Here is a 22,864-nt window from a genome sequence, read left to right as displayed (position 1 = left end):
GTTCTATTATTATTTCAAACGGATCTTATCTTCCAGAATTTCAATAACTCCTTCTTTGTATAATCCACCAATAGCCTTTTTAAAGTTCTTTTTACTCATCTGTAACTTGTCCTTAATCTCTTCAGGAGAAGATTTATCAGAAAGGTAAAGCAGGCCTCCGTGATCGTCCAGAGCATCCAGAATCTCCTGACGGAAATTGTCTATATTTTCAAAGCCTTCAGGCTGTAAAGTAACATCTATCTTCCCATCCTCTCTTATTGCTTTAATATAGCCTATTTCTTCGTTCAGCGGATATAATTTCTTGTACACATCAGAAGCATATACAAGTCCTATATATTTTTTGTTAACAACTACATTCCATCCAAGTTCCGTTTCATTAATCAGGATCAGATCAACCTTTTCTCCTTTCTTAAGATCCAGATTCTCATACTGAGGATTTCTTTTAAATTTTGTAGTTCCTGTAATAAGCCCTGTAGCCTCGTCTATATAAACATGGACAAGATATCTTTTTTCTTCAATAATCTTACCTTTCTGCTGCTTGTATGGAACAAATAGATCTTTTATAATTCCCCAGTCCATAAAAGCACCACTAGGAAGCGTCTGTACAGCACGTAGTACAGCATATTCTCCTACCTCGCAGTAAGAAATTTCGGTTGTAGCCTTTAATTCTCCTTCTTCCTGATAAACGAATACTGAGACCTCATCACCTATTTCCGAAGCAGGATCTGCAAAAAGTTTGGAAAGAAAAATTTCATTCCCTGATTCATCCTTTAATTGAAGTCCGGCTTCAGATTTCCCGGAGACTGATAAATATTGTTTCTTCCCGATTTGCATACTTTATTTTTATGCAAAAATAGGCTTTCTTTTACGGAAGAAAAACTTTATTTAATTTTGAGTAAACATCTGTCATGAAATATTCTGCATTACTCTCTGTTTTTTTGCTCTTCGGAGCTCTTTATTTTACTAAAGCTCAGTTTATTGATCAGACAGCTATTGGCGTTGGGTATAAATATACAGACAGAAACAGTCTGAAGCTAAGCTTTGAATACAGAACCTCTACTTCCTCCAATCAGGGGTATTTTAATATTGGTGCTGGGGCTATTTATACTCCGGTAAACGGAAATGCTAAAATTCTTCCGGAGGTACACGCATATTATAATAATGCCATTTTTATGTACGGGATGTCTGTATCTCCTTATGCTGCAGAGCCAAATATAGGACTTAGCCTCTTCAATGTAATGTGGTTAACTGGCGGCTATGCAATTCCATTAAATAAGGAAAAATATTTCCGCGGCATAACTGTGGGTATACAATTTAATATTGCCCCGGTAAAAGCAAGCGCTTTCTATGATAAATTCAGGACTTTCTGATAGCCATAACCTTGTCCTGATATTTTTAACAAAAATTTATGAAAATTATTATTATTTCTGCCTTCATAAAAATCTAAATTTGAGAATAATTAAATAATTGATATGGCACAAATTAACGTTTATCTTAATTTTGAAGGAAATTGCCTGGAGGCCTTTGAGTTTTATAAATCTGTTTTTGGTGGTGAGTTTCCCTATGTAGGAAAATTCTCGGATATGCCACCTAGCGAGGAATATCCCGTTAATGAAGCAGATAAAAATAAAATAATGCATATTGCCCTTCCTATTTCGCAAGAAACCGTACTTATGGGCTCCGATGTAACTGATAATACATGTAAAGAAGGGAAATTTGTTAAGGGTAACAATATCCAGCTTTCTGTAAATACCGGTTCCAGGGAAGAAGCAGAAAAAATATTTAACGGGCTCTCTGCAGGTGGACAAGTAACAATGCCTTTACAAGATACTTTTTGGGGTGCCTACTTTGGGATGTGGACAGATAAGTTTGGAATCTCGTGGATGGTTAATTATGATGATCCTTCGAAACAGCAACAACATCCTTAAAAAACAAAAAAGCAATCCTTTTGGATTGCTTTTTTTTATTTATGATTAAAGATAATCTTACATGTGAATTGAACGCTTACCTGTAGCATCTAAAGCAGCTTCTTTAATCGCTTCAGTATAAGTTGGGTGTGCATGAGATATTCTTGCGATATCCTCTGCAGAAGCACGGAACTCCATTGCAACTACAGCTTCAGCAATCATATCTGCAGCTCTTGCTCCGATCATATGTACACCAAGGATTTCGTCAGTCTTCTCATCAGCAAGAATCTTGATTACCCCATCAGTATCCATACTTGCTCTGGAACGTCCTAATGCACGCATTGGGAAAGATCCGGTTTTGTAAGCAACACCAGCTTCTTTTAATTGCTCTTCAGTTTTACCTACACCAGCAACCTCAGGCCATGTATAAACAACACCCGGAATAAGGTTATAGTTAACGTGTGGTTTTTCTCCTGCTAAAGTTTCAGCTACAAAGACACCTTCTTCTTCAGCTTTGTGTGCAAGCATCGCTCCTTTTACAACATCCCCGATAGCGTAAATATTTGGAACGTTTGTCTGCAAATGATCGTTAGTCTTTACTCTTCCTCTTTCATCAAGTTCTACACCTGCTTTCTCAAGACCAAGACCATCTGTATATGGACGACGTCCTACAGATACAAGGCAGTAGTCACCTTCAACAACTACATCCTCTCCTTTTTTATCTTTAGCTGTAACTTTTACAGTATCTCCATTTCTTTCAACTCCTGAAACAGCAGTAGAAAGCATAAACTTCATTCCTTGCTTTTTCAGAGTTTTCTGTAATTCTTTAGATAAAGTACCATCCATTCCAGGGATAATTTTATCCAGATATTCTACAACAGTAACATCACTTCCTAAACGAAGGTATACAGAACCCAATTCAAGGCCGATAACACCACCACCGATTACGATAAGGTGCTTAGGCACTTCTTTAAGGTTTAATGCTTCTGTAGAAGTAATCACTCTTTCTTTATCCAATGTAATGAAGGGCAATGAAGAAGGCTTGGAACCTGTTGCGATAATTGTATTCTTAGCTTCGATAACCTCAGAAGATCCGTCAGCTTTTGTTACTTTAATCTGAGTTGCAGATTCAAAACTTCCTAGTCCCTGTAATACAGTGATTTTGTTTTTATCCATAAGGAAGTTAATTCCTTTGGTAGTCTGGTCTACAACATCATTTTTACGACTGATCATTTGTGCAATGTCTACTTTAGGCTCATCGATAAGAATACCGTGAGTAGCGAAAGTGTGTTTTGCATTTTCAAAATGCTCAGAAGAATCTAGTAATGCTTTAGACGGAATACATCCAACGTTTAGGCAAGTCCCGCCCAGGGTAGAATACTTTTCAATAATTACGGTTTTAAAACCTAATTGCGCACATCTGATTGCTGCGACATATCCACCGGGACCTGAGCCAATAACGGCTACATCGAATTGATTCATATTTTAGTTTTTAGATTGACAAAATTATTTTAAGCCACTAAATTACGGCTTTTTAATGAAGTAACTGCCATTTGGAAAGTAATTTTTCTGCGATTTCTATGGTCGGAAAATCTCCCGAAATTTCAGTAATTTCAACAGTCTGATTCTCCAGCCATTTACGGTGAGCCTTTATGGTACGGTTGGCAATTCCTTTCATTTCGTCGTAATCTTTACAAAACGCAATAAAGTCATTATGCATCTTTTGGATCTCCGGATCTGTGAAGATTTTCTCACCATATCTTTCCGCCTCCCGCTTCTTTACCCTAAGCATTCTGCTCTCCGGCGGTACAAATAGAAAAACAATTTTATCAAAACAGGAATGAATTTCCGGTGACCAGCTGATACAGCTCCCACCGAAAATTATGGACTCCCCGCTTTTTAACAATTTTAAAATTTCTGCATCTCTGCTTTTGGGATCTCTTTTCGCCGTATAAGGTACATTTGTCTTCTCCCAGAAAAAATCATCTGAATCCAGATACTTCCAACCTAGTTTCTCACTGATATAATTTCCCAGTGTTGTAACCCCGGAACCTGAAGCTCCCAAAATATGAATAATCATTACCCAAGACTGAAGTTTACTTCTTCATCCAACTTTGGATATTTTTTTTCTGATATAAATTTCTTTCCGGTTGCATCGATTTCTTTCCAGGCTTTCTTCTTGCCTATATCTCCGACTTCAGTAACAAAAGGAACAAAGGAGATCTCCTCATCACCTTCATTAATCACCTCTTTATACTGCACAGCTACATCCAATACACAATCGAAATCTGTATTCAGTTTTACATTTCTGTAAATAAGATCATAGTGGGTTTGCTGGTTTTCCGGAATATCGAAGTAGGTTTCATAGCCCAGTGTCTGACCAGGAATAATAGACATTGCTGCCAATGCATCATACAATGCCAGTGTATAATATTTACGGGTTTCTTTTCTCAGGTAATCATCTTCCGAGTGTCCACCTTCAAACAATACTGTAGGAATACCTGCCAGCATAAAATTGTCTCCGGTTGATGTTGGATAAAATTCATCAGTATAACGTCCGATACGATCAGGCATTTTATTTTTCAGATCCGAATAAATATGTGCAATAATTGCCATACTCTTTTTTCGGTTTTCATTCAGTGATCTATCCTGATCGAAAGAAGGAGCCAGGAAAGACAAAGTTGCAGGGTTTACTCCGTCTGTTGTAAAGATCGTTCTCTGATCATGCAGATTTAGTGCATAATCGTATTTCTTCTCTTTAGCTATCTTTTTCAGAATTTTAATCTCAGGGCTCGATTCTTTTAGAAAGTCTCTGTTCATATCGATATCCAAAGCATTGCGTCTGGTCCATTTTTCCGAACCATCCGGATTCAGCATAAAGATAAAATCCAATGTTATTTTACTAAAAAGTCTGTCTTTTAGTTCAGTATTCTGATCCAGCGAGTAAAGCAAGTCCAGCATTGCCAGTGTAGCAGTAGATTCGTTTCCATGCATCTGAGACCAAGCCAGAACATTAACAGGTCCGTTACCTATTGAAAACTGATAGACAGGTTGTCCTAAAACCGACTTACCTACCTCTGATATATAATCGCTGTAATTTTCCTGTAGGAAGGAAAATAATTTTTGAGGCAAAATATAGCGATTTGAGAAGTTTACATTTGTGAAGTATTCAAAAACTGATGCCATTTACATTTTTATTTTCTGCTCCAAATTTAGGGTATTTTTATCTCTTATTAAAATTTACATCTGAGAATTGTTAAACACTTTGATTTGACAAAATGTCTGTTGATAACTTTTCTCGTTAACGAAAAAATAATCAAAAAATGTAACTTACTAACAATCAGTTTTTAAAAATATTTATATAAAGTCTTTTTTCATATTTACTTTAAGCCTATTTTAAAGACAAATATTCATAAATGTGGATATAATAGTTAAACAAACCCTCTTTTTAAAATTCTTAAAAAAAACTTAAGTTCACATTTGTAAAACGATATAAATTATTGGTTTTTAGACTATCTTTGCGCATTACATTGTACTAAAAAATGAGTGGAGAACTTTTATTTATCATAGGCTTCTTAGCCATCGTATTATTAATCCTGGTTATCGATCTGGGATTATTCAGTAAAAAGAGCAAAAACAAAGAAAATAACAACAAATCAGTATCGCTGAAACAGGCAATCCTGATGAGTATATTCGTTATTTGTGTGGCTCTTGGATTCTATTTTTTCCTAATGCAATTCGGGCACTACCTACACAATATTGACAGTATGGAAAGGCTGCAGCAAGTTATAGCCAAACACCACCACCCTGTCAAGATAATCCCGGGTGATTTTGAAACCAGCTTAGAGCTTTATGACAAGAACCTAGCTCTGGAATATATCACTGGCTATATTGTAGAATATGCCTTATCCATCGACAATATTTTTGTAATCCTTCTCATCTTCGGATCCTTTAAGGTGGCTGAAAAGAATTACCACAAAGTACTTATCTGGGGAATTTTGGGCGCTATTATCATGCGTTTCATCTTTATCTTTGTAGGAGCATCTCTTATCAGTCGATTCGAGTGGATTATGTACGTATTTGGAGCATTTCTTGTCTTTACTGGTCTCAGAATGTTCTTTAGCAAAGAAGAAGAGCATATAGATACCGAAAAGCATCCAGTAGTCAAGTTTGCCAATAAATACTTTAAAGTCCATAATAAATTCGAAGGAAACAAGTTCTTTGTAGTAGTGGACGGAATTAAAAAAATGACACCTTTATTTCTGGTACTGTTAATCATAGAGTTTACCGATCTTATTTTTGCCGTGGATTCTATCCCCGCTATTTTCTCAGTAACTAAGGACCCCTATATTGTATTCTTTTCCAACATATTTGCCATTATAGGACTTAGATCTATGTTCTTCCTTCTGGCCAATATTGTAGATAAATTCAAGTATTTAAAAACCGGTCTGGCTTTCCTGCTTACATTTATCGGATTAAAGATGATCTTTCATCACCAACTGGAAGACTGGGGCTTTAAAACAACGCATTCCTTGCTAATTATCTTAGGTATTTTAGGCGTTAGTATTGCTGCATCTTTAATCTCATCCTCAACAGCCGAAAAACGAACAAAGATCAATCATTAAGGTATTTATCAGTCGTATTTAAACGTTTATACTAATATCTGCAATTATTCTGTAATACTGTAGACAATTAGCGTATATCAGATTATCTATTGCACTGTGAGAGATACAGGTATGCTATGTTTAACAGGTATTTAACAACATAAATTGATACAGGAACATACAGCTTTGAATAAGCTTCCAAAATAAGCCCGTTTAAAGCCTTGAATTCTTATTACATATTCCAATTATGAGGCTGTATCGGTTAAGCTGATTCTGTTTGTTATAGCAATCATACAGAGTATTAGGCACCAGACATATCCCTTGTTTTGCTTTTCGAAAGTATATTAGCATAATACAGGGGCTTATCAATCTGTTTTATCCGGAGAAAGTCTATAGTATGAAACAGGAAATAGGAAATAGTAATTAGCAGTATAGAGCTCAATAATATTGCTTATCAGATTGATAATACTTGGAAAATTCAACAATTTTCTATTGTAAAACGGTTTATTATTCAAAATTAACATCTCAAATTCACATTATTACATATACGTAACTAGTTAAATTACAGTATATTTACACTTATTTACTAAAGTTAAAGTTAAGATCTTAAATTTTGTAGAAGTATAGTCCTGCAAAAATAAAAATATCCTGAATTTTTATTTCGTCCAAAATTTGAGTTAAAATTCGTTGTTTAGCGATTAAAATTGTTGATTATTGTAAATTCAATTGTATAAAATATTGTAAATCAGATATTTAATTACTGTTTACAAATATGAATTTTAATATTTTAAATTTGTTTACGTTTGTATTTTACAATTCTAAAATTTGTTTTACATTTGTAATTATGGAAATTTCAGACAGAATTAAAAAAATCATCGACCATTACGACTATTCTCCTTCAGAATTTGCCGACACTATCGATGTACCTCGTTCCAGCATTTCGCATATAACTTCCGGAAGAAATAAAGCTTCTCTGGATTTTATTGTAAAGATTAAAAACAGATTTCCGGAGATACAATGGGACTGGTTAATCGATGGACAGGGAGATATGACGAAACAAGCTGTTCCGGAAACTGAAGAAACTGATAATTCTGTCGAGGAAATTAACATTCGGGGGGAGGAGGAAGAAACTTCTTCCCCACTCGATTTATTCACTTTAGCACCCGATTTTTCCCAACCAATAACTGAAGAATCGGAAGTGCAAGAAACCCCATCTTCCGGAGAATCGGATATACCGATAAAAGGTACAGAGGAAAGCATTCCGGTCGATTCTCAGCGATTAGCTATTGAGGAAATATTCGCTCCGATGCAAAGTGCTGAAAATCAGGAAAGAGCTATAAAACGAATTGTTTTCTTTTTTGAGGACGGAAAATTTGAAGTTTTTACGCCCTAAAATTCTGTCTGAAAAATTAATAAATCCAAATATAGTCTTTCGATTTTTCGAAAGGATTTTTTCTTACCTTACAGAAGTATTGGAATAAGTTTGTTTTTGCATTCCGATTCCTTTTACTGTAATCTTTTTCCAATGTGGTGGCAGTGCATTTTTAGTCTGTACAATTGTTCCTGCCGATCCAAAATCGACTCCTGCAAATCCCATAATTACTGCCTGTAAAGTTCCACCTGCACCGGTTATAAAATAAGGATTATCACCTTCTGCTGTTTCTGCCAATACCCTGAATGGAGGCAGAAGATTTGGTTTATAAGATTCTTTAAACCATTTATATGCTTCTTTTCCGTTACCTAATTTGCTATGTAATAAGGCAAAAACAGACTTCGTCATAGCAGGCGTTTTTTCATGCGGAACCTTATCTTGATAGTATAATAGGTCTTTTAGTATCTGCTCTTTAGAATTGATAATCCCCAAAGGATAAGCCAGCAGATTAACATCTGCCTGTTTTATTTTTTGTCCGGTATAACTATCATGTTCTCTTGTAACCCCGTTTTCTAACTTCGAAAACATCAGGTTATTAGCAATATTCTCCCAGTTCTTATTCACAGGCAATTTCAATATTCTCGCTGCTTCATTTGCGTATTCAAAGTTGAGTTTTGCAATTGCATTGGTATAGGCATTATTATCTACATTTTCCGCCCATTCATCAGCCGCTACCACATTCAGAATATGATACTTACCATTCTTTTTCTCCACGCGGCTCTCCCAAAATTTTGCTGTTTTTTCCAGCATAGGCCATCCTTTTTCTTTCAACCATTGTATATCCTTAGTATACAGGTAATAATGCCATGCTGCAAAAGCTATATCTCCGGTAATATGATGTTCATATGTACCTGTTAGCGCCCATACAGGCGTTTCTTCCTCCCCCGAAACAGCACTTTCCCAAGGATACATTGCTCCTTTGTAACCATATATTCTGGCATTATCTTCGGCAGCTTTCAGTCTGTTGAACCGATAATCGATAAGGCTTTTAGCTATTTCAGGCTTAAAAAACAATAAAGTTTTGAACATAAATAGCTCGGTATCCCAAAAGATATGACCATTGTATCCGACACCACTAAGTCCTACAGGCGATAGCGATGTATCACTTCCTTCACGCGAAAAAGAGTACAAATGATATAACATATTATGTACATCCTGCTGTACCTGCGGATCTCCCTCTATCTCAATATCTCCTTCCCAAAGTTTTTCCCACTCTGCTTCATGCTTTGCTTTTATTTTTGTAACATCCTGCAAATTAGAATATATACTAAGGCGTTCGGCATAATTAAGAGGATCCTGAACCTGAGCAGAAGATATAAGTGTTCCCACAAGCGAGAAAGTATAAACCTGGGAAGCCTGCAACTCCCGAGAAAACTTCATTGCATGTTGTTCATTATCCTTTTTATAATAGGTAAGTTTAGGCTGCTCGTCCTGTTTCTCAGGGAATACAAACGTATTAGTTGCTGCCATTGTAATCCTTCCGGTAGGACTTTTAGCAAGAGAGGTCAGAAGCGGAATTTTGGCATGTGGCGGTGCAATTTCACTATAAAACTGCTGATTTTCTTTAAATCCCGGAGGCAGTTTTAATTCGCTTTCAGCATCAAAAGTAATCTTCTTTTTCGCTTTAATGCTTACATTAAGCATCACATTATTAGGAAGATTCCTTATTGCTATATAACTATACTCTACTGTTGCAATATCCTTATAGTCAAAACTACCCGCAAAAGAAGCCTTTTTCATATCCAGTTTCTGTCTGTAATTGGATATATTATTCAGGTTTATAAGCTCTCTATTAATTGTAAGATTAAGATCCAGTAAATTGAAACCGGAAAGAAAATTACTGGTTCTGCCACGTCCATACTGGTCATAGACTCCTGCAAGAATTACCTGACTCACTTTCAGAGGTTCCGGAGAAGAAACAACCCCGATCATTCCGTTGGAAACACTAATCCCGGTGTAATGCTTCTGATCTATATTATTAGCCTCAATAACCCATGAATCCTGGCCATGCAAAAAACAGCAAAAGCAAAAAAACAGTAAAATCTGTATCCTTATATATATAGTATAAAAATTATGCATATTATCATTGTTCTATAATAACAAATATATACAAACCTCTCATGCCTTTTGATAATGAAATGGCTCAAATTGATGGATTTGAAATTAAAATCCATCACAGAATTATATAAACAAAAGCATATTTTTTTCTTCCTGTAATAGCATTGGATCATTATGCATTTACAAAAAGAAATATAAGTTACTATTTAACAGTGTTTTAAAATCATATATTTTAACGCCGTAGTTGTAAATCATTTATAATTTATTTTGCAGATTTGAAAAATTGTTCTAAATTTGCAACCTGTTAATCAACCTCTGACGATAGACGTGAATGTTGTTTGATGTAATTATTTATTTTTAATTAACAATGGATTTAATTAAGTACGTACAAGACAAGTACATTACAAAAAAAGAATTCCCTGAATTCAAAGCTGGTGATACCATTACTGTGTATTACGAAATTAAGGAAGGTAACAAAACCAGAACTCAGTTCTTTAAAGGTGTTGTTATTCAGTTAAGAGGAACAGGTGCTACTAAAACTTTTACTATCCGTAAAATGAGCGGTGATGTAGGTGTTGAAAGAGTATTCCCTATTAACATGCCTGCACTTCAGAAAATTGAAGTTAACAGAAAAGGTAAAGTTAGAAGAGCTAGAATCTACTACTTCCGTGACCTTAGAGGTAAGAAAGCAAGAATTAAAGATAGAGCTCACGGCGCTAGATAATCTTTGCTTACTACAATATAAAACCTTCTCAATTTGGGAAGGTTTTTTCTTTGGCAGCATCACCTAAAACCAACAGCTATAACCATTCACACAAATTGAATATGAAACAGCTTCCAACTGCAGGACTAATCACATTAAAAGATAAAAAACTACTTCTCGCATTTAGTAAAAATAAACAAGCCTGGTATCTTCCGGGCGGAAAAATAGATGTCGGTGAAAACTCAAAAGAAGCCCTTATTCGGGAACTACAAGAAGAACTGAATCTACATTTAAAAGTAGAAGAACTAAACTTTTTCACTCATATTTCGGCTCCTGCATACGGTGAAGATCATTTACAAATGGAGCAGGATTGTTTTCTGGTTCATTTGGATAAAATGATACAGCCTGGCGCTGAAATAGAAGCCGTTAAGTATTTCAGTCTGGAAGAGTACAAAAGAGAAAATATACAAGTAGCCGGTGTTTTAATAGCCTTTGCTGAGCTTGAAAAGCAACAACTCATTTAATAACCTATTCCCTTTAAATAACCAATCACGACAAAGATTAATATCTTGTGTCATGTATCTCGCGTCTTGTGTCTAAAATCACATTACTGCATCATATATTGTAAAGGCGTGGCGCCTGTTTGCTTTTTAAAAAAGTCGATAAATGCACTATCGGATGAAAAGCTAAGTTCAAAAGCTGTTTCTCCTACAGTTTTGCCCTCTGAAAGCAACTCTATCGATCTGTGTAAACACCATTGCAGTCTCCATTCCTGATAAGACATGCCGGTTTCTTTTATAAAAATTCTGCTAATTGTCTTTTCGCTTGCTCCTACTTCAGTAGATAAAACTTTCAGAAACGGTGGCTGAGAAATTCTTAATGCCCATTCTTCCACTTTCTTCTGTAATCTCGAATCTTTAGGCACAGAGAAATCTAAAGCTTCTTTTTGAGCCGTTTTAAGCTCCTCCCAAAATACAGACAGGATATTTGTCTTATCCCTTTCCTTCATCTCCCAAGACCAGAAGCAAATTCTCTCAATAATTTCTCGTAATAGCGGATTTACATTTCGTACCTGTATACCTCCCGAGAAACCATTCTCCTTTACATATTTCTCGGAGAAATATACTGAACGATAGGCCACCACGTTTCTAAATGTAACCCTGTGTTCTTCTCCCGCTGGTATCCACAACAATTTGGATGGTGGTAGAATAAGCTGCTTTTCAAGTGTAATAACCGTCATACATCCCGATGGAGCATACAAAAGCTGTACTTTTTCCCGATGACTATGAAATCCTGAATCATGCATTACCATGTCCGAGGCAATACCTGTTACGTTTTCATGCCTGTCATCTGCATTAAATTCATCATTCTGGTGTAAAAAAGCCATGTCCTTATTTTGATATTTTTAGTTTTTATATCATTATAAATATAGTAAAATATTGAAGGAAATTTGTCAAAAAAATAATGAAAAAAACAAATGCTCTCTGGATACTGATATTGCTCGTCATGTTTCCCCAATTTGTAGAAACCATTTACAGCCCGGCACTCCCCTTAATAGCAAGGGAATTTAGTGTAAACGAAGAAACGGCAACATTTACCATCAGTTTTTATTTTATAGCCTTTGCAGCCGGAGTCATCTTCTGGGGGATACAATGCGACCGTATTGGTCGCAAAAAATCGATGATATACGGATTATTCAGCTACAGCACAGGTACCATCCTGGCTCTCATCTCTAAAAGCTTTGAAATATTGCTTTTGGCAAGAATTATTTCAGCATTTGGTATTGCTGTTGGCTCTGTCGTTACCCAGACTATATTACGCGACCTTTATGATAAAGAGCAAATCGGAAAAGCTTTCTCTTTTGTAGGAATAGGACTTTCTATCAGTCCGGTTGTCGGAATGCTTACAGGTTCTGCAATTTCTTCCAGCTTCGGATACATGGGCATTTTCGGGCTATTATTTATCCTGGCAATTATACTTATCCTTCTCTCACAACAAAACCTTGCAGAGACTGTTACCCCAAACAAACATATAAATATTAAATCAACTCTTCTGTTACTGAAAAAGATGCTGAATGACCGTTATATATGGAGAGACAGTATGTTAGTGATGAGCTTTAATGTTATGTTATTCTCCTACTACTCGCTTGCTCCTTTTATTTTTAAGAAAGAAGGTTTTAGTACTACTGATTTTGGTTATAGCGGCTTTATTCTGGCTACAGGAGCACTTATTGGAGCTTTAGCAAACAAAAGACTCATAAAAAAAGGATTCGGATCCGAAATACTTATAAGAACCGGCACTTTCGTCGCTTTTATTGCTGCCACTATAATAGGAGTTATAGAAGAAAAGATCTGGTTCCTAATCCCATTCTGTTTTATTGTTATGGCTTACGGAATAGCTATTCCAAATATATTAAGCACAGCACTATTCAGATATAAAAATGAAACCGGATCGGCAGGTGCTGTTTTTGGACTTATTTATTATATTTTAATAGGTCTGGGACTAGTAGCGACAGGCCTGATACAAAACCTAGGCCTTTCACTTATTGCTTTTTCAGGCATAGCCCTGGTCACCATTTTGTTACTGAGAAAAAATACAGCCACTTTATAAAGTGGCTGTTGTATTTATTCTTTTATAAAAGGTAATAAAGCTCCGACAAACTGATCAAAAACTTCAATATGCGGAAGATGTCCTACATTATCCAGTTCTACCAATTTTGAACCCGGAATTTTTTCCTGTGTCTTTTTACCCAGTTCATTATATAAGCCCATTTTATCCTGCAATTCTTTTGACGCACGGGCTTTTCCTATTGCTGTTCTGTCTCTGGTACCAATAATGAGCAATGTAGGCCTTATGATATTCTGAAACTCATAACATACCGGCTGGTTATAGATCATATCCGTGGTTAAAGCGGCATCCCATGCCACCTTAGGATAATCCTTATGAAGCGTCCAACCCGCAAGCATATTCAGCCATGGCTGGTATTCTTCTTTCCATTTATTGTCATAATAGAACTTCAGCTGATAATTCCTGTAAGTCTCCACTGTATTTTTCAGTTCCTCTTTGTAGGCTTCATCAATAGTTTCATAACCTGCAAATGTCTTATAATCTTCCAGTCCTATAGGATTTTCTAACACCAATTTTTCTACACGTTCCGGGTATTGCAAAGTAAACCTTGTCGCTACCATTCCCCCCATAGAATGACCAAGGATAATCGCTTTATCTATTTTTAGCTTATCTAAAATAAGCTTGGTATTATAAGCCAGCTGAGAAAAGGAAAACTGATAATCGTGAGGCTTGCTGGATTTCCCAAAACCTATCTGATCTGGCATAATCACTCTGAAACCTTCTTTCAGGAGAACCTCTGCTGTTTTCTTCCAATATGCAGCATTAAAGTTCTTGCCATGCAACAGCACAATTGTTTTACCATTAGCCGTTACTGGCTTTACATCCATATATACCATCTCCAGATTCTGCCCCTGAGATTCGAATTTTATATAATTCTCAGGATACGGATAGTTGACCGTCGTGAGATAGGCATCCAAAGGCTTCAGTTCCTGTGCAGCAACAGATGTACACAATGCTATACCTAAAGCCATAAAAACAGTTTTAATCTTTTTCATAAGTATAAAATTATGAAAAAATGGAAAAGAAATAAAAGAGCTCGTTTATATTTTACTCAATATTATGATTATTAATACTCTTAAAAACAGGATCAAAGTGATATTGCTTATACTAAGTTTACAATACGTTTGATAAGCTATTTAATTTTGAATTCATCAGCTTTAAGATTAACTATTCAGTAAAATCCAAGTCCTTATTGTGTGTTTCGGAGATAGTAAGCGTTGAATAAAATGCCAATCCAAACACAACAGCACCTACAATTGCTGCACTTATAATAACAGAGAAATCTTTTTTGAAAAGATCGAAAGCCAGAATCATCACCGGAACCAAACCTCTTACCATATTAGGTACCGTAGTTGTTGCTGTATTTCGGATATTGGTACCAAACTGTTCTGCTGCCAGCGTAACAAACATCGCCCAATAACCCGTACCAAGCCCTAGCCATACACAGAACGCATAATACTTTGTCTCTGTATTGGTATTTCCAAATAACATTATTCCCACACCTACAATAGTGAAAAGCAACATATAAAAAATAGCTTTCTTACGGGACTTTAGCATTTGCGAAATAAATCCACTCATAAGATCTCCGACTGAAATACCTACATAGCCCCACATAATTGCTTTTCCGGGATTGATTTCTTTAATTCCTAACTCTGGTGCGAATTGATTGGCTAATACAGCTAAAATACCAATACAATACCAGGTTGGTAGTCCAACAGCAATACATTTCAGATACCTTATCAGCCTGTCTTTATTGGTAAAAAAGGAGAGAAAATTCCCTTTGGAAACAGACTGATGTTTAATATTTTTATAAATCCCCGATTCAGAAACACTAATTCTTAAAAATAAAAGTAGAATTCCTAAACCACCACCAATAATATAAGATATATTCCACCCTCCGGACAGTTCAACTGTCAACTGGGCAACCACAGCACCCATCAGTCCAAATCCTGCGACTACAGACGTCCCTATTGCGCGCAACTCTTTAGGCAAACTTTCCGACACTAATGTAATTCCGGCTCCTAATTCCCCTGCCAGACCTACACCCGCAACAAAACGCAGTAATGCATAAGTATATACCAGATTTGTCTTAGGAAAATATGGGAGAAATCCACAGGCAATATTAGCCAGCGAATATACTAGTATAGAACCGAACAAAACGGAGAGCCTTCCTTTTTTATCTCCAAAAACACCCCAGAAAACACCACCAATCAGTAAGCCTACCATCTGGCAATTCAGGATAAAAGTTCCATCCACATCCGGATTTAAGCCCAGATCTTTTAAACTAGGGATCCTTACAATACCAAAAAGTAATAAATCATAGATATCGACAAAATAGCCTAATGCTGATATAATAACCGGAATAGAAAAGATATATTTCAGCTTGGAAGATAGCGGAAGTTGCTGCATGATTAAATTTTGATAAAAATATAAAAACTATTGATTTGTGAAATAGTTATAACAAAAAAATCCTGAAATAAAATACAAATACACAAAATCAGGTCTAATTACACATATATTCAATAAATAATGTTTCGCAAACTAGTTTTCAGAACTATATATCCTAAACACACAAAACAATCACAACACCCCTATAAAACGGAACAATAAATAATTTAAAAACATAACAAATATGAATATAACCATAAAAAAACAAGGGTTAAATTGAAAATAAATATAATATTTTAATTTTTACCCCTATATTTGACACACCAAATACCTATTAAATATGAAAATTGAGAAACGCTGGGTCATTTCTTTTGTTATTATCTGTATTATTTCACTAGGTGCATTAGTCGGAAGCAATACAGATCAAATTAATATGCAAAACTTTTTACCAGAAAGTAATATTAATAGCGCAGATACCGCTTGGATACTAACGGCCTCGGGATTAGTGCTATTAATGACACCTGGGCTTTCCTTCTTTTACGGCGGTATGGTAGGCAGAAAGAACATACTTTCTACCATGCTCCAAAGCTTTATTTCTCTTGGAGTGGTATCACTTATCTGGATTATAGTAGGATTTTCACTATCCTTTGGAAGCTCCATTGGTTTCGAAATCAATGGTGTAAAATATGGCATCATAGGAAATCCTTTCGAGTATTTTTTCTTTGACGGCGTAAGTACTTTACCACATAAAAATCTGGCTTCTACAATCCCGTTCCTGCTATTCGCATTATTTCAGATGAAATTTGCAGTTATCACTCCTGCATTGATTACCGGATCATTTGCAGAAAGAGTTCGTTTCATTTCATATTTACTCTTCATCGTCCTTTTCAGCCTATTCATCTATACACCATTATGTCATATGATATGGTATCCGGATGGACTCCTGAACAAATACTTTGGTGTAAAAGACTTTGCCGGAGGTACTGTTGTCCACATGAGTGCAGGCTTTGCGGCCCTTGCTGGTGCCATGGTTTTAGGAAAAAGAAAAAGACCACATCATGAGCCTTCCAATACTGCTTTTGTATTACTCGGAACCGGTATGTTATGGTTTGGCTGGTTTGGCTTCAATGCCGGATCCGCATTGGCCGCTAATGCAACAGCAGCTTTAGCTTTTGGTACTACAACGATTGCTTCTGCATCTGCAATGATGACCTGGATATTCTTTGATCGTATAAACGGAAGAAAAGTTTCTGTATTAGGAGCTTGTATTGGAGCCGTTGTAGGACTTGTAGCCATAACACCTGCTGCAGGTTTTGTAAGCATCCGTGAAAGCTTATTTATAGGCTTTATAACAGCAATAATATCTAATACTATGGTGAACTGGAGCAAACTAAAACGAATTGATGACACACTCGATGTATTTGCCTGCCACGGTATTGGCGGAATCATGGGAATGATACTAACGGCTATTTTCGCACATGGTGACAATGCAAGCCTTTTACACGGTGGAATCAGCGTTTTCTTACATCATATGACAGCCCTGATTCTTGTATCCCTATTCTCTTTCTTTGGTTCTCTGCTGCTATACAAAATATCGAATGCAATAATACCACTAAGAGTATCAGAGGAATCAGAAAAAATTGGACTGGATCTCTCACAGCACGACGAACAACTTTGCTAATTTAAATCAGAAAAAATCTCTCTTTAGCAATCCCAAAAACACTATTAAAATAAAGACACCTAAGCGTAAAGCCTAGGTGTCTTCTATATTTATATTATTTAACCGTTGAACTATGCCAATACCTGTTCTTTTTTACGGGAAGGCAAATTCATCAGAACAATTGCAAAAAGTATAAGTGCAATACCTGCCCATTGAATAAGCAATACCTCTTCACCTAACAGAACAAAAGCCATAGTAACAGAAACTGGAAGCTCCAGAGAAGATACGATACTTCCCAATCCTAATCCTGAATTCGGAAAACCTATATTAAATAAAATAGGAGGCAAAATTGTTCCGAAAACAGCTAAAAACAACCCATAAGTCCATAGTATAGAATAATCAAACGGACGAATCCCTTCCATATTACTACTAAAGTGAGTATAAATTCCTTTTAAAGCATCAAAGTGCAATGGTCCTATCTGAGAGAAGAACAGGAAAATAAAAACAATAACTGCTCCTCCTAACAGCTGTATAAAACTCTTACGAAATGCAGGCAGATATGTTGCGATTGTATTAGAGGTAAACATAGTAAGCGTGTAAGATCCTGCCGCCATAAGTCCCCAAAAAACACCTCTGACATCCAGCTTTACATCCATATTAATAAGATTGGTTGCCAAAACGGTTCCTACAAGTACAATAATAGTCGCCAATACTTTACGGGCTGTAGGCAGTTTCTTGTTTATAAAACTTTCTACCACTACACTAAACCATACCGATTGCATTAATAATACAATTGCAATAGAAACATTAATATATTGCACTGACAGATAATAGAAAAGACTTGTCCCACCCAGAGAAGTCCCGGCAAGCATTAGTTTTCTTATATCTCCTTTTTTAGGTGCAGGAAGCTCTTTATTTGATGCTACAGTCTGAATAACATTAAGAAGCAAAAGCCCGATAATTCCCCACATAAACTGTGAAGTAGTCACTTCTGCAGTTGTATAACCGTCATTGTATGCCAGTTTAACAAAGGTTGCAAGCATTCCGTAGATACTAGCTCCTACTCCGACAAATAAAACACCCTTCAGTATATTTTTCTTCTCCATAATTTTTTCGTTACGCGGGCGCAAATTTACGCATTTAGTATCAAAGAAATATCAATATGCATATTATCATTTTTCTATCAATTTATATTATTAATCGTATTTAACGCGATATTATACAAAAAACAAAATGATACTTAAATAAAAAAATCATTTTCATAAAAAAAATCCATTGTTGTTAAATAAAAAACATTTATATTAGCATAAACAACTAATAACCACCAAATTAAACTAATATGAGAAACATTTCTACTGCAGTAGCAATGCTATGGCTCTTAGCATTCTGTTACAGCTGCAGGTCTGCCGACCATTTTATGAGCAATGAACTAAATCCGGAAGCCACGCTTCAGAACAACAACCCACCCAACGTCTTCGAGTTACTGCAAATTGGAAGTTCTAATTACGAAAGGACAAGATTAAGGCAGGTCCAGTTAAAATTCGACCACACCACTACAGGCTATTACCTTCCTGCCGACAAATCTCTGAAACTAACATTGGAAAACACTCTACCTGCTTCAGACGGTGCCATGCCCAGTGTTGTAATTGGAACCAGAGTAAAAGACGGAAGCAATGTTGTTGAAATTCCCCTGAAAGTTGGGGAAAATATAATCCCCCCTACACAACATAAAGGTGGTATTATTTATTTTCGTTATGTATCTGAAAAAGGAAATACTACAGGAAAGGTCAGGATAACATTAGATCCGACCAGCGGTTATATTAATCACCCTTATTACGAACTGGGAGCAACAAACATTACTGACTTCAAAAATCAGGTTGCCCAGTCAACTATTCAGGATGTCATGTTTAAATCCAAAGATATTATAGTTGTTGTAAATAAGGATAAAGTAGATAAATATCTGATGCCAGACGCTTACAAAGGTTATCCTGTTTCTATACCTAACTGGCTTACAGCTTTCGACGGAATACTCGATGCTGAAATCCAGATTAGCGGACTGAACGCCAATGATCCAAATCCTCTTCACCAACCAATGAGCAATGGGGTAAAATACCTAATGACACAGGTAGGCACCGGATATATGTACGCAACAGACTGGGGCACCGGATTCAATGGCAATGACGAAGCCGCTATGGACCGACTACTTATGGAGACCAACCTCATCAATAATGGCTGGGGAATTTCTCATGAAATTGGTCACCAAAACCAACAGGGAGCCTACAAACCTTCTGAATACACAGAAACCACAGTTAACTTTTATACTTTCGCATCTGTGCGCCATTTCCAGGGAAACAACTGGCAAAAATGGACGGAAAATATCTGGGTAGACAAATTCCATAACGACTGGTTTAAACGTACCACCAGAGACTATTGGAGTGCAGATATTGGAACTGTATACCAAAATGTAAATGAAAGCCGACTATTCTTTTTAGAACAATTACGGGTTCTTTTCGGAGACGATCTTATTAAAACACTCCACAGGATTACAAGAGAAGAAAAAGAAAGCGGAGGCGATAACGAAGCCAGAAAGTTCTATTTCTTACAGAAAATAGTTCAGATATCCGGTTATGACCTACGTAATTTATATTCGAAATGGGGATTGGTTTTAGATTCATATTACCAGCAGAAATTAGACAGTATGATCAATAGTGGAAACTACCAAACTCCACCTTGCAATGATAATCTTTATCTTGTAACTCCTTTCAGTAAACCATGTCCGGATCTTACCTTACCTCTTCCGCTGAAAGGAATAAGCACATCCTCTCCTCAACCGGATCTTATGCCGGCAAACCAATTAGCTTCCAAGAATCAGTACTGCGATTACAGCACAAAAACGGGAACTTTTACCGATCCACGAGACGGAAAATCTTATGCTTATAAAAAATACGGAAACAGCGAATGGTTTATGGAAAACCTTAACTGGGATGGATATGACGGTGTAAACGAAAACACAAGAAATACTATAGGAATTGCTAATCCGAATGATCCTACAGGGGCTATCTATGGTAGATTTTACCCAACCAATAAAGCTACACAAGCCCAAACATGGTGTCCTGCAGGATGGAATGCTGCAAGCGACGCTAACTGGACTAGTCTTTTCAGTGCCATAACCTCTGAATACCAGGTAAGTTCTGCCTTGCTCGGAAGTGTAATGAAATGCGGTGAAGATCGGGACAACAAAGCCGATGGACTATGGGCAATGGGACGTGGCAAAATTGACAATATAAAATCTAATCAGGTAGGCTTTAACGCCTTACCAGCAGGAGTACTCAATTCCGGAACTATGGAATATGAAGCGAACGATACCCCGGGTACCAAAGCAAGCTTCCATATGCCTGAAGGAACATGGTATCATCAGGTGCTAACTAACGGAAGTGATGCCTGGACTAAAACAAACAGAAACTCGGTACACAATGCCTCTATAAGATGCGTAAGACCAGCACAATAATTAATAATTTTATTATTTCAACAATGAAACCGCCTAATTTTAGGCGGTTTTTATTTTTGAAAAGCGTGAGACTAAATCTTACAGACCTATTGTACCTATCCAGCAGTGTTTAATACAAATAAAAAACCCACCTCTTAAAAGAGGCGGGCTATAATTAAGAAATGAATTCAGGATTATTTACCTTCTTCCATTTTTCTTTTCAATTCTGCAAGAGCATCGATGTCTCCAAGAGTTGCTTTTTCTTCGTTATTGTTGTTTGAAGAAATAGATTTAGACTCTTTAATGTTCTTTCTTTCCTCTTCTCTGAAGATACCAGTGTGAGAAACTACAACTCTCTTGAATTCTTTGTTGAATTCAATTACTTTGAAGTCAGCTTCTTCACCTTTCTTGATCTTAGAACCATCTTCTTTCTCTAAAAGTCTTGCTGGAGCGAAAGCTTCAACCTCAGCATCTTCAAACTGTACATTAGCTCCTTTATCGAATACATCTACTGCTTTACCTGCGTGTACAGTTCCTTCAGCATATTTAGTTTCGAATTTATCCCAAGGATTTTCTTGTAATTGCTTGTGACCTAAAGAAATTCTCCTGTTATCTAAGTCAAGTTCTAATACTACAACATCTAGAGTATCTCCTACGTTACAGAACTCAGAAGGATGCTTGATTTTCTTAGTCCAAGAAAGATCAGAGATATAGATTAGACCGTCGATACCTTCTTCTAACTCTACGAATACACCAAAGTTAGTGAAGTTTCTTACAGTACCTTTGTGCTGAGAACCTACAGGGTATTTTTCCTGGATGTTAGCCCATGGATCCTGAGTTAATTGCTTGATACCTAAAGAAATTTTTCTATCTTCTCTGTCGATAGTTAATACTTCAGCTTCAACTTCATCACCGATTTTCACGAAATCACCTGCACTTCTTAAGTGAGTAGACCATGACATTTCAGATACGTGGATAAGACCTTCTACACCTGGAGCGATTTCAACGAAAGCACCATAGTCAGCAAGAACTACTACTTTACCTTTTACTTTATCTCCAACTTTTAGGTTAGCATCTAAAGCATCCCAAGGGTGTGCTTCAAGCTGCTTCATACCTAACTGAATTCTTGTTTTCTCATCATCAAAGTCAAGGATAACCACTTTAACAGTTTGTCCATCTTCAAGAATTTCTGAAGGATGGTTAACTCTAGACCAAGAAAGGTCTGTAATGTGGATAAGACCGTCAACACCACCAAGATCGATGAATACACCGTAAGAAGTAATGTTCTTAACAGTACCTTCAAGTACTTGACCTTTTTCAAGTTGAGCGATGATCTCTTTTTTCTGACCTTCGATATCAGCTTCAATAAGAGCTTTATGAGAAACAACAACGTTTTTGAATTCGTGGTTGATCTTAACAATTTTGAATTCCATTGTTTTACCTACAAACTGATCGTAATCTTTAATAGGCTTAACATCGATCTGAGAACCTGGTAAGAATGCTTCGATACCGAATACATCTACAATCATACCACCTTTAGTTCTAGATTTAACGAAACCGTTAACGATTTCTCCAGACTCGTGGTATTCATTTACTTTATCCCAAGCTCTAAGAGTTCTAGCTTTCTTGTGAGAAAGTTGTAACTGTCCAGACTTGTCTTCTCTTCTGTCAACCATTACTTCAACCTCGTCACCTACTTGTAAACCTTGGTTGTAACGGAATTCGTTAAGAGAAATAACACCTTCAGATTTGAAGTTGATGTCAACAATCGCTTCTTTGTCTGTTAATCTTACTACTTTACCTACAAGAACGTCGTTATCTTCAAGATCGTTAAGAGATCCTTTGTAGATTTCTTCTAGTTCGTTCTTTTCTTTTCTGTCCTCTGCATTTAATCCACTTTCGAAAGATTCCCAGTCAAATTGTTCTGGTGCTACGTTTTGGTTCAAAAGAACCTCTGCTGAATTTGTCTCTTTTGACATTTTCTAAAAAATTTTGTA

At 36.4% G+C, this 22,864-nt stretch carries 19 protein-coding genes; 9 read left to right on the top strand and 10 right to left on the bottom strand.

Going from position 1 to position 22,864, the window contains the following annotated elements; translation table 11 throughout:
• Nucleotides 1–9: 9 nt before the first annotated feature.
• Nucleotides 10–834 (bottom strand): S1 RNA-binding domain-containing protein, encoded by an 825-nt coding sequence (locus tag C8J95_RS10395; protein WP_107808268.1) that lies wholly within the window; start codon nt 832–834, stop codon nt 10–12.
• 74 nt (nt 835–908) lie between these two features.
• Here C8J95_RS10395 and C8J95_RS10390 point away from each other — a divergent pair, with 74 nt between their 5' ends.
• Nucleotides 909–1,370 carry a hypothetical protein gene (locus tag C8J95_RS10390; protein WP_107808267.1) on the top strand — a complete coding sequence of 154 codons (462 nt, stop codon included), beginning with the start codon at nt 909–911 and terminating at the stop codon, nt 1,368–1,370.
• 102 nt (nt 1,371–1,472) lie between these two features.
• Complete coding sequence (locus C8J95_RS10385) at nt 1,473–1,928, top strand: VOC family protein (RefSeq protein WP_107808266.1); 456 nt, start codon at nt 1,473–1,475, stop codon at nt 1,926–1,928.
• Nucleotides 1,929–1,985: 57 nt separating this feature from the next.
• On the opposite strand, the gene lpdA is transcribed toward C8J95_RS10385, so the two are convergent.
• The 3 genes from lpdA to C8J95_RS10370 are packed head-to-tail and all read right to left on the bottom strand — an operon-like array spanning nt 1,986 to nt 5,093.
• Nucleotides 1,986–3,389 carry a dihydrolipoyl dehydrogenase gene (gene lpdA / locus C8J95_RS10380; protein ID WP_078402140.1) on the bottom strand — a complete coding sequence of 468 codons (1,404 nt, stop codon included), beginning with the start codon at nt 3,387–3,389 and terminating at the stop codon, nt 1,986–1,988.
• 52 nt (nt 3,390–3,441) lie between these two features.
• Nucleotides 3,442–3,987: a shikimate kinase gene (locus C8J95_RS10375; RefSeq protein ID WP_107808265.1), complete on the bottom strand. Its 546-nt coding sequence runs from the start codon at nt 3,985–3,987 to the stop codon at nt 3,442–3,444.
• Nucleotides 3,987–5,093 carry a M14 family zinc carboxypeptidase gene (locus C8J95_RS10370; protein WP_107808264.1) on the bottom strand — a complete coding sequence of 369 codons (1,107 nt, stop codon included), beginning with the start codon at nt 5,091–5,093 and terminating at the stop codon, nt 3,987–3,989. Before C8J95_RS10370 ends, C8J95_RS10375 begins: the two co-directional genes overlap by 1 nt.
• 356 nt (nt 5,094–5,449) lie before the next feature.
• Here C8J95_RS10370 and C8J95_RS10365 point away from each other — a divergent pair, with 356 nt between their 5' ends.
• Nucleotides 5,450–6,532 (top strand): TerC/Alx family metal homeostasis membrane protein, encoded by a 1,083-nt coding sequence (locus tag C8J95_RS10365; RefSeq protein ID WP_107808263.1) that lies wholly within the window; start codon nt 5,450–5,452, stop codon nt 6,530–6,532.
• 823 nt (nt 6,533–7,355) lie between these two features.
• Nucleotides 7,356–7,904, top strand: a complete 549-nt coding sequence (locus tag C8J95_RS10360; protein WP_107808262.1) for a helix-turn-helix domain-containing protein — start codon at nt 7,356–7,358, stop codon at nt 7,902–7,904.
• Between the two features lie 63 nt (nt 7,905–7,967).
• On the opposite strand, the gene C8J95_RS10355 is transcribed toward C8J95_RS10360, so the two are convergent.
• A complete protein-coding gene (locus C8J95_RS10355) occupies nt 7,968–9,956 on the bottom strand; it encodes a glycoside hydrolase family 65 protein (protein WP_255412774.1) in 1,989 nt (662 codons plus the stop codon).
• A gap of 412 nt (nt 9,957–10,368) precedes the next feature.
• On the opposite strand from C8J95_RS10355, the gene rplS reads away from it, so the two are divergent.
• Together rplS and C8J95_RS10345 are read left to right on the top strand one after the other, a co-directional pair.
• Complete coding sequence (rplS, locus tag C8J95_RS10350; protein ID WP_009086043.1) at nt 10,369–10,725, top strand: 50S ribosomal protein L19; 357 nt, start codon at nt 10,369–10,371, stop codon at nt 10,723–10,725.
• 101 nt (nt 10,726–10,826) lie between these two features.
• Nucleotides 10,827–11,228, top strand: coding sequence for an NUDIX domain-containing protein (locus C8J95_RS10345; protein ID WP_107808260.1), 402 nt, complete (start codon nt 10,827–10,829; stop codon nt 11,226–11,228).
• 83 nt (nt 11,229–11,311) lie between these two features.
• On the opposite strand, the gene C8J95_RS10340 is transcribed toward C8J95_RS10345, so the two are convergent.
• A complete protein-coding gene (locus C8J95_RS10340; RefSeq protein WP_107808259.1) occupies nt 11,312–12,091 on the bottom strand; it encodes a helix-turn-helix domain-containing protein in 780 nt (259 codons plus the stop codon).
• Between the two features lie 77 nt (nt 12,092–12,168).
• Here C8J95_RS10340 and C8J95_RS10335 point away from each other — a divergent pair, with 77 nt between their 5' ends.
• Nucleotides 12,169–13,314, top strand: a complete 1,146-nt coding sequence (locus C8J95_RS10335) for a multidrug effflux MFS transporter (RefSeq protein ID WP_107808258.1) — start codon at nt 12,169–12,171, stop codon at nt 13,312–13,314.
• A 14-nt stretch (nt 13,315–13,328) separates the two neighbouring features.
• Here C8J95_RS10335 and C8J95_RS10330 read toward each other — a convergent pair whose 3' ends face one another.
• Together C8J95_RS10330 and C8J95_RS10325 are read right to left on the bottom strand one after the other, a co-directional pair.
• Nucleotides 13,329–14,327, bottom strand: a complete 999-nt coding sequence (locus C8J95_RS10330) for an alpha/beta fold hydrolase (RefSeq protein WP_107808257.1) — start codon at nt 14,325–14,327, stop codon at nt 13,329–13,331.
• Between the two features lie 172 nt (nt 14,328–14,499).
• Nucleotides 14,500–15,741 carry an MFS transporter gene (locus C8J95_RS10325; protein WP_107808256.1) on the bottom strand — a complete coding sequence of 414 codons (1,242 nt, stop codon included), beginning with the start codon at nt 15,739–15,741 and terminating at the stop codon, nt 14,500–14,502.
• 319 nt (nt 15,742–16,060) lie between these two features.
• Between C8J95_RS10325 and C8J95_RS10320 the strand changes: the two genes are divergently transcribed.
• Nucleotides 16,061–17,401, top strand: coding sequence for an ammonium transporter (locus tag C8J95_RS10320; RefSeq protein ID WP_107808255.1), 1,341 nt, complete (start codon nt 16,061–16,063; stop codon nt 17,399–17,401).
• Nucleotides 17,402–17,511: 110 nt separating this feature from the next.
• Here the strand turns inward: C8J95_RS10320 and C8J95_RS10315 are convergent, their stop codons facing one another.
• Nucleotides 17,512–18,486 carry a DMT family transporter gene (locus C8J95_RS10315; protein ID WP_107808254.1) on the bottom strand — a complete coding sequence of 325 codons (975 nt, stop codon included), beginning with the start codon at nt 18,484–18,486 and terminating at the stop codon, nt 17,512–17,514.
• A gap of 233 nt (nt 18,487–18,719) precedes the next feature.
• Between C8J95_RS10315 and C8J95_RS10310 the strand changes: the two genes are divergently transcribed.
• Nucleotides 18,720–20,888 (top strand): M60 family metallopeptidase, encoded by a 2,169-nt coding sequence (locus C8J95_RS10310; protein ID WP_107808253.1) that lies wholly within the window; start codon nt 18,720–18,722, stop codon nt 20,886–20,888.
• 173 nt (nt 20,889–21,061) lie between these two features.
• Here the strand turns inward: C8J95_RS10310 and rpsA are convergent, their stop codons facing one another.
• A complete protein-coding gene (rpsA, locus tag C8J95_RS10305; protein ID WP_059322314.1) occupies nt 21,062–22,846 on the bottom strand; it encodes a 30S ribosomal protein S1 in 1,785 nt (594 codons plus the stop codon).
• Between the last annotated feature and the right edge of the window lie 18 nt (nt 22,847–22,864).

Source organism: Elizabethkingia sp. YR214 (genome assembly GCF_003058195.1).
Taxonomy (GTDB): domain Bacteria; phylum Bacteroidota; class Bacteroidia; order Flavobacteriales; family Weeksellaceae; genus Elizabethkingia.
The sequence above is the reverse complement of the archived record's forward strand: the minus strand, read 5'-3'. Positions and strand labels throughout refer to the sequence as shown.